Here is a 12,497-nt window from a genome sequence, read left to right on the forward strand (position 1 = left end):
GTTCTTGATCTGGGTCATGCTTGGGTCACGTCTGGGGCAACCGGATTCTTCGGACTTTTCTGGCGGTCGTGCGCGCCGTCGTCAGCACCAGCCGGGCCGTTGCCTCCGCCGCCTCGTGGTACAGCTCCGGCAGCACGGACGTGTAGGTGTCCGCGGTCAGCACGATGCTGGCGTGCCCGAGTTGCCCCTGAACGGTACGCAGATCCACTTGCGCAGCCAGCGCGGTCGAGGCGGCTCCATGACGGAGGTCGTGGAGCCGCACCGGTGGGAGTCTGCTGGCCAGCACAAGCTGCCTGAACCTTTGCGTCAAGTAGTCCGGTGCTATGGGACGGCCGTCATCCCGGACGAACACATACCCGTCGGCGTTCCACTCCGAGCCGCAGCGCTGTTGTTGTTCGGCCTGACGTCGTTCGTGTTCGAGCAGGAGCCGAACCGTCTCACCGTCCAGGGCTACGGTGCGCTGGCTGGCCGCGCTCTTGGGCGGCACGACCCGAATCTGACCGCCGTGCTGGATCAACTGCTGGGCCACGGTCAGCTCGGCGGCCTCCAGATTGACCTCCACCCAGCGCAGTCCGGCCAGTTCCCCGCGACGCAGCCCGCGCAACGCCGCCAACCACCACAGTGCGAACAAGGCATCACCGTGAACGAACGCGAGGAACGCTCTCAGTTGCTGCGTGGTCCACACGGCCACTGCCGGCCGTTGTCCGTCGGCCTGCCAGGCCGCTACCCGACGTTGTGACCACACCACGGCATGAGGACATCGTGGTCGCGGCAACCGCAGGTGGCGGGCAGGGTTGCTGGTCAGCAGCCCTTCACGGACCGCCGCGTTCAGGGCCGCCCGCAGCGTCGCGTGAATTCGTTGCAACGTCGACGGCGACAACGGCCGCCCATACCGGTTACGGCGCCGGGCCAGCGCACTGAACAGCTGGCGCACATTCAGGCTCGACAGCTCCGCCAGCCGCACTCGCCCCAGGCCGGGGACGAGATGGAGCCGGACGTGGTCGGCATACCCCTGCCGTGTCCGCGGGCGGATCGATTGATCGCTGCCGAGCCAGGCCCGAAGCCACTGCGCCACGGTGCAGGTGGCGCCAACCGCTCCTTCTCGATCAGCCGCAATCAGCTGTTCGCCTGCCTGCTCGGCTTCCTCTGCGCTGGCGAAACCGCCCTTGCGCACCCGCTCACGCCGTCCGCTTGCGCCGACCACCTGGACCGCGAAGTACCACGACCCATGCCGGGGCTCGGCCAATCGCAGACAAGACCGTTCCGCTCCCTGGCACCCGCAGCGGCGGTAGACGATCAGCGCGTTCCCACCCATCGTGCATCACCTTCTTTAAGGAAACGAGGCGAAGTGCTTCTATGACGTCGACGTCAGTGATGGATACAGCCAGCGCCGAGGCCTCGTTCTATTAGTGGCTGGCCCTGCCTCAAAGATTCTCCTCAAACACCAGTCCCCCCGCTATGACGAGACCGCTTTATCGGCATGCCCGAAAAGTGAATTAAGTTTATCCATTTCAAACTGTCGTAGAGCTTCGCTACGTTACTTACGGAGGTGCTGAACAAGATCAGCAAGCTCGGAGGGGACATGGCCAAGAAGCGCGGCATATGGGCCGAACTGCAGCGTGAGCGAGCACGTCAGCAGCGATTGGAGCAGCAGGCCCGCCGAACAGCAGCTCAGGCAGCGGCCAGAGCAGAACGTGAACGGGTGCGTGCTCAGCGTGCCGCCGCGCAGCGTGCCGCTGCAAACGAGCGTGAGCGCAAACGTCTATATGTCGAGTCCCGCAAGTCCGAGGCCGCCGAATCGACGGCCGACCTTCAGTCCGTCGTCGAGGAACTAGACTCCGTGCTCGTCACAGGCGTCAGACGGCGGCCAGAGCTCACCTTTGCCTCCCTCAAACGCACCGTTCAGCCGACCACCTTCGACCCTGCGGGTCTGGATGCCCCTCCGCCTGGCAAGCCGCACTGGGCTTCGTTCGCTCCCCGCCCACCCGGCGTGTTCGGCCGGCTCTTCAACGCCGCACGATACGAGCGCGAGGAAGCCGAAGCCCGGCAGAGATACCAGGGCGAAGTGACGCGTTACGAGGCAGCTGTCGGCGAGCGCCAGAAACAGCTGGAGGAGCGGCGGCGCTCCTACCAGCAGTGGGTGGTTAGCCAGCGCAAGGAAGCAGAGGACTACAACGCCCAGGTCGACGACTTCGAGAGAAGGGCGCGAGCCGGCGACTCCGACACTGTGGCGCAATTCTTCACCCTGGTCCTCGACGCCTCACCGTACCCGGAGACGTTTCCGCACCAGACACGAGTGATCTACCGCCCAGAAGCCAAAGAACTTGTTGTCGAGTATGAACTCCCCTCCCAGGACGTGATTCCCACTACCCGGGGATACCGCTACGTCCAGTCGCGCGATGAGCTCGACGCCCTGCCCCGCCCTCCCAAGGAGATCAAAGACCGGTACGGCAACCTCATCGCCCAGGTCTCCCTGCGCACGCTGCACGACGTCTTCAGCTCCGTCCTCGCCAGCCTCGTCGACACTGCCACCTTCAACGGCCACGCGTCGACGAAGGACCGGGCGACGGGCCAACCTATCCGGCCCTGCCTCATCAGCGTCACCGCGACCAGGGACGTGTTCTCCACGTTCGTGCTGACCGACCTCGACCCCGTCCACTGCCTCAAGCAAAAACTCAACGCCCTGGTATCACCGCACCCGTACGAACTGGAAGCGGTACGTCCAGTCGTCGACTTTGAAGCTCTCCTGGCCCAGTACAAGTTCGTCGAAGGCATCGACGCCGTCGCCGGACTCGACAGCCGCCCCGACCTGCTGGCCATGACCCCCACGGAGTTCGAGCACCTGACCCGCCAACTCTTCGAAGCCATGGGAATGAAGAGCTGGGTCACCCAGCCCTCCCGCGACGACGGCGTGGACGCCGTCGCCGTCAACGAAGACCCAGTATTCGGCGGTGTATGCATCATCCAAGCCAAGCGAACCAAGAGCACCGTCGGCATCGAACCAGTCCGCGCCCTGGCCGGCGTCATGGAGGACAAGCACGCCACTAAAGGCATCCTCGTAACCACCTCCTGGGTCGGCAAGGACAGCCGTGACTTCGCCTCCCGCCACGGACGCATCCAGCTCATCGAGTGCGAGGAACTCGTCTACCTGTGCAAGGAGCATTTGGGACTCGACGTTCTCATCAGCTTGCCGAAGCGCCCGCCACACCGCCGATGAACCCGTCGCCTTGTGCCGGCCCGATGGCCCTCAGGCCGGCGAGCCACGGCCTCATCTGCCGGACGGCCCGCGAATCAAGGCGACAACTCGTCACCAACCTTCCAAGCACTTGGTCTCAAACCGCGGGATCACCCAATCTCATAGTTCACGACGGTATGGAGCGCGCTTTGCCTGAGACGGCAGACCACAGCTCGATAACACGACCACCGGCCACAGCCGTACTGCCCCCACGGCACGGAGCCCGATGGGAACGGCAGGAGCTCAACACGCTCCTCGCCGAGCTACGAGCGGGGATCCCCCTTGAAGAGATCGCGAACCTGCACGGACGCACCATCGGTACCCTTCAGTCACGCCTGGCCGAAATGATTCCTCCCAGCGAAGGCGTGGATCCCATCGACGCCTACACCTGGCATCGAGCACATATCGATCGCGTCCTGAACATCTGGCAGGCCATCACGGGCACCGGCCTGGACGCCGAGCGGCAGGCAGAGTTTCATGCCCGACCGGAAGTCGCCGACCTGTTCAAGTACTCGAAGGACGATCTCGATCGGGCAGGCCGCGCATTACTGGAACACACCGGCCGCCTGCTGTTGACGCGGTGGGCGGTGGAGTGCTCCTGGCCCGGGCTGGGACTGGTCGACCTGAGCTGGCAGGCGCTCCGCTCGGCCGATGAAGATACCCTTATCCACGCTCGAGAGTTGCCAGCAGCAGCGATCAGCGGCGTCAGCAACTCCCGTCGTCGAGACGTCCTCGCCCGTAGACTCGGCTTGTACGACTATCAGCCGCAGTCTCTGGAGACCGTCGGTGCAGCACATGAGGTGAGCAAAGAGCGAGCACGTCAGCTTCAGGAGAAGGTCCTGCAGCGGCTGCGGGCCGAGCACCGGATGCCATGGGCGATCGATCATGTCCGAAGCCTCGTCCACCGGTCGTTGGAACAGGCCGGCGAGTCCTCGGTTGATTCCGCTGAAGCTCTGCTCACCATCTCCGAGATTGCACTACCGAACGCCGATCCGCGCCTGGCCGTCCGGTTCATGGCCGCAGTCGCCAAGTACAGCTTGCAGGAAGGCAAGCAATTCGCTGCGCAGACCACCAGCATCCTCGCCCGGCGGCGTGAGAGGGAGCGGCAGCACCTTCGGCAGACGGGTGCGGCAAGGCGTGCCACCGAACGCTGTGCCAGGCTGCTCGCCGCGGTTGTGTGGCCTTCCACCCGGGGCAGCCTTCCGGACGCACGACAGGTACGGGCACGTCGCTCAATCCGTGAACGGGAACACAGCGGCCTATGGGACTCCCCCAAGCTGGGCCGCAAGGTCGCCTACGAGTCAATTGCTGAACTGCGAGTGATTCAAACCTTTGATCTAGCCGATCAAATCGCCTGGTATTGCGAACAACCTGCGGCCATCCCTTACCAGTTCAGCGGCGAGAAACACACCTATTATCCCGATCTCCTGGCCGTGACAAAGGACCAACGGTGCTTTCTCGTTGAGGTCAAACCACATGTTGAAATGGCCACGTCCATCAACCGTGTCAAGGCTGCAGCCATGTTTGCGTACTGCGCCGAGCGCGGATGGGGCCACATCGTGACAGACGGCGCTCGCCATATGCGACAATTGGCCGATCTGATGGTCGATCCGATGACGGTGGAACTGCTGCTCAGCGCCCTAACGAAACGAGACCTGTACTGGTCAGACATTTTGCACTTGAGGAAAGAAAAGCCGCTGACGAGCATCGAGATCGCGGCCATCGTCCTTCAACAAGGCTGGAACTTCCAGCTTCGCCCGTACCGCATCTCGACGAACTGTGCCGTATCAAAACCGGCCGCATAGGGCTAAACCAGCATTTTTTGGAGCGCCCTGTAGCTCGATGCTGATCGTTGATGGCTCCTCAAGGGCACAGGTCATAGGCGGGACCAGTAATCAAACTGACAGATTTAATGGTCAAGGGATGCCATCCGCGCTGTGGTTGCTCGCTGGTTGCTCATCGGCACCTGAAACGGCATAACACCGGTCGGCATTCCTGAGCATTTCGAGCAAGGACAACCGATGACACCGTGACACAATAAGACACGATCCGATAGTGGGCGACATTGAGAACTGCGACTTTTAATCCGTAGGTTCCGGGTTCGAGCCCCGGGCGCCCTACCACTCCATACCCCGTCCGACCTGCACTTTCTCGATTCTCGGCCCTCTTCTGCGAGGCGAAGATGGCCGAGTTCTTGCTCGTCACATGCTCTTCGGCACGCGTCCGGCACATCGGCGGGCCGATGGCGTGATCGAAATGAGCCGATTTGCGCCGCCGGGCGTTGGACGCCTGAGACCGGATCATCAAGCCAGACCCGAGCGACACCCAACCGAAGGGCGCAGTGGACGGGTTGCTGGGCGGGACACGCCCGGCTTGGCCACAGACCCGTCCAAGCGGTGATCAAGCCCCCTTCGGCCGAGTTCACGCGCGGTCGACGTGGCGGCTGTCCATCTTGCATGGCTCGAAGCATCGATGCATGCGCCAACCAGCAACCACTGGCGGGCTTGCAGATCCCGAGCGGTTGCCCAAACGACTTGAGCGGCCCTAAACGGTCCCGAAAGCCGAGAGCAAAGATCAAGACCATTAGTGTCTGCGTCGGTTTCCGAAGTCGTCGGGCCTTTCCCCAAGAAAGTGGACACGCGGTGGGTGTCATGCAGCCAGGGTCAGGCTAGTCGATCTTTGATGATGTAGCTGTTCGTAGGCGATGGGGCTGAGGTGCCCGTTGGCTGAATGTCTTCTGCGGGTGTTGTAGCGGGTCAGCCATCGAAACACCGTGCGTCGGCAGGTGGTGGCGTCGCCGTAGTGGGGTGCGCCTTGGAGCGTCTCGCGTTTGAGGGAGGCGTGGAAGCTTTCGCAGGCGGCGTTGTCGGCGCTGGTGCCGACGGCGCCCATGGACTGGGTGACGCCCAGCCGGTGGCACAGGGTGGCGTAGTCCGTGGAGGTGTACTGCGCCCCGTGGTCGCTGTGAAACAGTGAGCCGGCCAGGCCGCCCCGGGCTGCCGCGGCCATCGTCAGGGCGTCGGCGACCAGGTCGGTGCGCATGTGATCGGCGATCGACCAGCCCACCACCCGACGGCTGAAACAGTCCAGCACGGTGGCCAGGTAGAGGAAGGTCCCGTCGCCGAGCGGCAGGTGGGTGATGTCGCCCATGTACTTGCGGCCTGGCTCGGCAGCGGTGAAGTCGCGGGTGAACAGGTCCGGCACCGGGGTGGCGGCCGGCTCGGGAACGGTGGTGCGCACGCGCCGGCGCAGGTGGGTGCCGGCGATGGCGAAGGCCCGCATTACCCGCGCAACGCGTTTGGTGTTGATCACCATCCCCTGACCGCGGAGTTCAGCGGTGATGCGCGGAGAGCCGTAAGTGCCGTCGAACTCGGCATGCACCCCGCAGATCTGCGCCGCCAGGGCCATATCGGCGGCCTGGCGCGCAGCTCGGCGGCCGGCGGCCGCGCGCCACTTGTAGTAGCTGGCCCGATTGAGGCCGATCACCTGGCACAACCGCTTCACCCCGAAGGTGTCCCGGTGGTCGTCAACGAACTGGAAGCGGTTCACCAGTGCGTAAGGTCGGTCCGGAGCGCGGTGCCGGTCTTGCGACCGGTCCGTTTCTCCGGACCGCCTTCCGAACCCGGCGTACCCGTCTCCGAGTACCGGGCTCTCCACGGATGCTGCCGTCTATCGGGCTGGTTGGACCCATGGGCTGGGGATCTTGGCGCCGCGATAGCGATACCGGGTGACCGGGATCTTCTCGATACCGCGCCAGGTGACTCCGTTCGCCGTGAACGGCAGCCACCGCCCGGTGGGGATGGTGTGCCGTCGGCGGAACTCCTTCCAGCTCCAGCGATGCCGCTGGCGCAACAACCGGGCCACCCTCCACCAGGTGAAGGCGTCCAGGTTGGCGAACACGCGCTTGGCGATCGCATGCTGGAAGTAGAACGCCCATCCGCCCATGACCCGGTTCAGCTGGGCCAGCAGGGCGTCCAGGTTCAACGGTGAGGTCTTGCGGGTCAGCGCACGGATCTTCGCCTTCAGCCGCCGGATCGGGTCCTTGGCGATGAAGGTGTAGACGTGCCAGGTGTTCGTGCCCCGCTTGCGGCGCCACTGGATGTGAAACCCCAGGAAGTCGAACCCCTCGCTCATATGCACGACCTGGGTCTTGGCCGCAGACAGCCGTAATCCCATCGTGGCCAGTACCTGAGCGATCTGTTCGCGCAACTCGCAGACGTGCTCTTCGGAGCCGTTGACCAGGACGGCGAAGTCGTCCGCGTAGCGGACGATGCGCCAGGTCGCGGCCCCTTTGGCGCGCAGAGTCTGTCTCCGTCTCGAAGAGGAGAACGCCCCACCCGGCCGCCACTGCCCGTGCAGATGCTCATCGAGCACCGATAGCGCGATGTTGGCCAGCAACGGAGAGATGATCCCGCCCTGCGGTGTCCCGGCAGGCGTGTCCTCGCGCTCGCCGAGCTCGGTCATGATCCCGGCCTTGAGGAACGCCTTGATCAGAGCCAGGACCTTCTTGTCCTTGATCCGGTCGCGGACACGGTCCATCAGCGCGACGTGATCGATCTCGTCGAAACACGCCGCGATATCCGCATCCAGCACCCAGCGGTAGCCGTGGGTGCCCATGTGCTGGATCTCGGCAATCGCATCCTGAGCCCGTCGCCGGGGCCGAAACCCATAGGAGACCGGCAGAAAGTCGGCCTCGAAGATGGGCTCCAACACCAATTTGAGCGCGGCCTGAACGACCCGGTCGGCGATCACGGGAATGCCGAGACGCCGCACCTTCCCGGTTCCGCCCGGCTTGGGTATCAGTCTCTCCCGCACCGGCAACGGCCGGAACGCACCCGTTCTGAGCTGAGTGCGCAGGTCGTCCAGGAAGCCCGGGACGCCGATCCGCTCCTCGACGTCGGCGGCGGTCACGCCGTCCACGCCCGCGTCCGGCCGCCCCGGTTGCCCGCCACCCGGTCGAACGCCATCAACAGCGTCGCCGGGTCATGCACGAAATTGAACAAGTCCTCGAACCGGCGGCCAGGATCGGCCGCCGCCCAACGGTGAAGCTTGGCCTGCATCTCCGATACCCGCCGACCAGGCCCCAACGGGACCTGACCAGGCCAGGCGCTCCCATTCGGGGGCGCATCTTTCGGCATTACAGCCTCCAACGTCTCCTCGCTTCCACTGCCGCCTTCCCCAGGTGGCCGGCTTTCCCGGCCTCGAAGTGCTACAGCGGCTCCGCCCCACCCGGCCCGTTTGGCGGTCGATGCGCCTATCCCCGTCCATGGCCTGGCTGGCCATCGTTGCCGGGGAGGCGAGTCCGGGTGGTTCCCGTGTTCGCTGTGATCCGCTCGGCGAAGGAGGAGCCCGCCTGCATCCCTGCGGCCTCGCCATGAGTACGCCGTGGGCCTTCCTCATGGCCTCCCCGGACGGCAGAGACAAACCCTCCCAGGAGTTCCCCGGCCACCGCTCGGGTGGCGGGTACGCACCGCTCCCGGCCCCTATCCACCAGATTCGAGCCGGTCTCGCGTTGAGGGACGTAATGACGACGGTTCCTCGCGTACTCCTTTCCGCCTTGCTCGCCGGGCCCGCACCATCTGGCAGTACTGGCACGTCCCGGCTTTGTCAGGGCCGCTTGCCGCCCTCCCCGGCATCACCCGGACCAGGCTGCCCTCAGCTTCCCCGCCCTGCCACGACAAGACGGACGACGAAGGTCTTCCACCCTCGTACGGACCATCAACGCCTCACGGCGCACGTCTCCCCGGCGAAATACTTGGCCGCCTTACGGAGAATGTCGCGCTCGGTGGTGAGCTTCTTCTCGCTGGCTTCCAGCCCCCGCACACGCTCTTCCAGCTGCCGGATCCGCTGCGTGGCTTCATCATCCGGCCCCGGCGAAGTGCCGGGTGCGGCCGGTATCCGGGCCGGTCGGCGGCCTGGTCGGCTCCTCACCGCGCAGAGCGCGCGCCCGCAGCACCCACATGCGCAGGCTGCCCCGGCTCACGCCCAGATCAGCGGCGATGCCTTTATAGGTCGCGCCTGGAGTGGACTCGTACAAGGCCACGGCATCGGCCTTGAACTCATCCGAGTAGTCCTTCAACGCCATCGACGGTCTTCTCGCTTCCTCCGGATCAAGCAAGATCCAGTATCAGCGTGTCCACCAACCAGGGGGAAGTGCCCTCCTGCGCTCGCTCGCGCACGACCACGGGGTGGCCGTCTTCTCCGCGCGCGACCTTTGGAGACCGTTCGATTACACAAGGTAGCTACGATGTGGTCATGGAGCTCTTCCCTGCCATGCCGCTCGCGGAGTGGGCCGAGGCCAAGGAGACCTTTCACCGGTTCACGCAGATTGTCGGCAAGATCCGGCTGTCGGTGAGCAACCGGCGCAACCACTGGTGGCACGTGCCCTTTCATCTGATCGGGCGCGGGCTGACCACCCGGCCGATGGGTGGGCTGGGTGAGCAGCCGCTGTTCAGTATCGACTTCGACCTCGTACGCCACCGCCTGGTGGTGGACGTGCTGGACGGCCGCAGTGCGGGGTTCAGCCTGATCGGCCGGTCGGTGGCGTCGTTCCACGAGCGGCTGTTCGAGACGCTGGCGGGGCTGGGGATCCGGCCGGAGATCTGGGCGGTGCCGTTCGACCTGAGCGACGACACGCCGTTCGCCGAGGACACCCTGCACGCGCGCTACGACCCGGTGCTCATCAACCGGTACTGGCGGATCCTGTCCCAGGTGGCGCAGCTCCTCGACCGGTTCGCGGCGGACTTCTCCGGCAAGATCAGCCCCGTGCACCACTTCTGGCACACGTTCGACATTGCCGTCACCCGGTACACCGGGCGCGCCGCGCCCATATCGCCGGAGACCGATCCGGTGACGCGCGAGGCGTACAGCTGGGAGGTCATCAGCTCAGGGTTCTGGTTCGGCGACGAGGAGCGGCCGTGGCCTGCGTTCTACTCCTACACCGCGCCGGAACCCGAGGGGCTGGAGCGGGAGCCGCTCCGTCCCGAACAGGCCGAGTGGATCGCCGCGCGCGGCAGCCACCTGGCGGTACTCCGGTACGACGATGTCCGCGCGATGGGTAATCCGGTCGCCGCCGTGCTGGAGTTCCTTGACAGCGCCTATCAGGCGGGTGCCCGGCTGACGGGGCTCGATGTGCACGCGCTGGCCTGTCCGGGGGGCGTCACGGACCCGCATGACGCGAAGGCCTGAACACACGAGAGCGCCCGCCCTCCAGGGAGGGCGGGCGCTCAACGCGTGCGTACCGGTGCGCAGGTCGCCTCTCGGCGAAAGGGGCAACGCCCACCTCGCACGGTCGCATGGACGTCCTCTCCCAGTCCGACGACGGACGGTCCCTGGTCGCGGACTACCATGACGACACATGGGCACCGCCTCGATGTTCACCGTCGTCGGCGGGATGGCCGTCCGAATCGACACCGGTCAGGCGGACCGGGTACGCGGCCTCCGACTCTGACGATCGTAAGGGGAACGGATGACGCGCGATCGGCGGTCGGCGAACCCGACTCGGGCCAGGCGATGGCTCCGCACGATGCGGGCGCGGGATCCGCGCGAGGCACACCGCGCTGCTACCCCGCTAGAGCTGCTGTTCGACCTCTGTTTCGTGGTCGCGGTGGCGCAGGCGGCCGCCCAGTTGCACCACCACGTGACCGAAGCCCACCTCGGCGTCGGGCTGTTGGGCTATGCGATGGTTTTCTTCACGATCTGGTGGGCGTGGATGAACTTCACCTGGTTCGCCTCGGCCTACGACACCGATGACGTTGCCTATCGGCTGCTGACTCTGCTCCAGATGGCGGGTGCTCTGGTACTGGCGGCCGGGGTGCCCGCCGCGGCCACCTCCTATGACTTCACCGTGATCACTATTGGTTATGTGGTGATGCGCGTGGCGCTGGTCGCCCAGTGGCTGCGGGTAGCTCGGCAAGATGCCACCGGCCGCCCGGCGGGGATCCGGTATGCCGTTGGCATCATGGTGGTCCAGGCAGGCTGGCTTGTTCGGTTGGCGCTGCCGCATCCATGGGACTACACGGGGTTCGCGGTGCTCGTGGTCGCCGAACTACTGGTGCCGATGTGGGCCGAGTTCCGGGGCACGGCCACGTCGTGGCACCCTGGCCACATTTCTGAACGCTACGGGCTGTTCACCATCATCGTCCTCGGCGAGGTCATCTTCGCTAGCCTTGCCAGCATCCAATCCACATTGTCCGAACACGGCGTTTCCGGGCAAATGCTGCTGATAGCCGCCGGCGGCCTCATCCTGGTGTTGACAATGTGGTGGATCTACTTCATGGGTCCGGACGCCGCCCTGAGCACGCCGCGTATCGCATTGCTCTGGGGTTACGCCCATTACCTGCTGTTCGCCGCGGTCGCCGCACTCGGCGCAGGCCTACAGGTCGCCGTTGACGTGGCCGTGCATCGCGCCCACGTGGCCGCGACGACGGCGACGTTCGCCGTGGCGGTTCCCCTGGCCGGGTTCCTCCTGGTCATGTGCTGGCTGCGCCGACTGACACACACCGGCCTGGCACATCCGAGCCTGATGGTTACCGGGGCAGTCATCGTGCTGGTGCTGGCCTTGGCCACCCCCGTCCTGGGCGTCGGCGGGGTGATTCTGTCCATCGGCATCGCCGCTGCGGCCACGCTGACAGCAGCTCTTGTGGCCACGCACCGTGACGGGGTACCCCACCCTCCACCGGAGGCACGGTGACATGGTGCTCGATCTCCATCGACTGGCACACCTCATTGCCGCGGCGGAGGACGGCGGCATCGCCACAGCCGCACGCGCCTGACGAGTCCCAGCAAGCATCGCGATCACGCTCATGCCGAGAGGATGCTCGATGGGTCAGCGTCCTGTCAGTCGCGCGCCGTGGTAGGCCTTCGCTCCCAGCGGCGGGAACGTGTCTTCGGCCAGACGGTCCATGGGTCGTCCCTTTCGCATGGCCTGGGATTCAGTCCGTGACCTTGCTGGCCGCCCGGTACTCCAGGTGCGCGTACTCGGGGTGCCGGGTCAGCCACCCCGCGATGAAGGGACAGACCGCGAGCACCCGCAGGCCCTCCGCCCGGACGGATTCGACGCCTTCGCGCGCCAGCATGGAACCCACACCTCGTCCTTCATAGGCCGGATCGACCTCGGTGTGGACGAAGGCGACAAGCTCCGCCGTGCGAATGTAGGCGGCGAACCCCGCGAGCGTCTCGCCGTCGTGGGCCTCGAATCGGTTGGCGGTGTGATTGTCGGTCACGATGATCATGTGGCGGTCTCCGAGGGTCGGGTGATGAA

General features: G+C 65.4%; 9 protein-coding genes and 1 pseudogene. 4 read left to right on the forward strand and 6 right to left on the reverse strand.

Annotation, left to right across the window (positions count from 1 at the left end; translation table 11 throughout):
- Window positions 1-25: 25 nt before the first annotated feature.
- Window positions 26-1,315, reverse strand: coding sequence for a tyrosine-type recombinase/integrase (locus tag AB0C27_RS51815; protein ID WP_357861960.1), 1,290 nt, complete (start codon window positions 1,313-1,315; stop codon window positions 26-28).
- 234 nt (window positions 1,316-1,549) lie between these two features.
- Between AB0C27_RS51815 and AB0C27_RS51820 the strand changes: the two genes are divergently transcribed.
- Entirely contained in the window at window positions 1,550-3,217 is a 1,668-nt protein-coding gene (locus AB0C27_RS51820) for a restriction endonuclease (RefSeq protein ID WP_357861962.1), read from the forward strand.
- 383 nt (window positions 3,218-3,600) lie between these two features.
- Window positions 3,601-5,040 carry a TnsA endonuclease N-terminal domain-containing protein gene (locus tag AB0C27_RS51825; protein WP_357861964.1) on the forward strand — a complete coding sequence of 480 codons (1,440 nt, stop codon included), beginning with the start codon at window positions 3,601-3,603 and terminating at the stop codon, window positions 5,038-5,040.
- Between the two features lie 844 nt (window positions 5,041-5,884).
- Here the strand turns inward: AB0C27_RS51825 and AB0C27_RS51830 are convergent.
- The 4 genes and pseudogenes from AB0C27_RS51830 to AB0C27_RS51845 form a co-directional block, all read right to left on the reverse strand.
- A pseudogene (locus tag AB0C27_RS51830) lies at window positions 5,885-6,787 on the reverse strand (IS3 family transposase); the annotation flags it as partial.
- A 117-nt stretch (window positions 6,788-6,904) separates the two neighbouring features.
- Window positions 6,905-8,155, reverse strand: coding sequence for a group II intron reverse transcriptase/maturase (gene ltrA / locus AB0C27_RS51835; protein WP_357861966.1), 1,251 nt, complete (start codon window positions 8,153-8,155; stop codon window positions 6,905-6,907).
- Complete coding sequence (locus tag AB0C27_RS51840; RefSeq protein WP_357861968.1) at window positions 8,143-8,295, reverse strand: hypothetical protein; 153 nt, start codon at window positions 8,293-8,295, stop codon at window positions 8,143-8,145. The genes ltrA and AB0C27_RS51840 overlap by 13 nt, the downstream gene beginning before the upstream one ends.
- Window positions 8,296-9,095: 800 nt before the next feature.
- Complete coding sequence (locus AB0C27_RS51845; RefSeq protein WP_357861970.1) at window positions 9,096-9,320, reverse strand: transposase; 225 nt, start codon at window positions 9,318-9,320, stop codon at window positions 9,096-9,098.
- 170 nt (window positions 9,321-9,490) lie between these two features.
- On the opposite strand from AB0C27_RS51845, the gene AB0C27_RS51850 reads away from it, so the two are divergent.
- Both AB0C27_RS51850 and AB0C27_RS51855 read left to right on the forward strand, forming a co-directional pair.
- The gene (locus AB0C27_RS51850; RefSeq protein ID WP_357861972.1) at window positions 9,491-10,423 is read left to right on the forward strand and encodes a DUF5996 family protein; all 933 of its coding nucleotides are present in this window, start codon (window positions 9,491-9,493) and stop codon (window positions 10,421-10,423) included.
- 280 nt (window positions 10,424-10,703) lie between these two features.
- A complete protein-coding gene (locus AB0C27_RS51855) occupies window positions 10,704-11,927 on the forward strand; it encodes a low temperature requirement protein A (RefSeq protein ID WP_357861974.1) in 1,224 nt (407 codons plus the stop codon).
- Between the two features lie 241 nt (window positions 11,928-12,168).
- Here the strand turns inward: AB0C27_RS51855 and AB0C27_RS51860 are convergent, their stop codons facing one another.
- Window positions 12,169-12,468: a GNAT family N-acetyltransferase gene (locus AB0C27_RS51860; RefSeq protein WP_357861976.1), complete on the reverse strand. Its 300-nt coding sequence runs from the start codon at window positions 12,466-12,468 to the stop codon at window positions 12,169-12,171.
- Between the last annotated feature and the right edge of the window lie 29 nt (window positions 12,469-12,497).

Source organism: Nonomuraea sp. NPDC048882 (genome assembly GCF_040649755.1).
Lineage (GTDB): Bacteria > Actinomycetota > Actinomycetes > Streptosporangiales > Streptosporangiaceae > Nonomuraea > Nonomuraea maheshkhaliensis.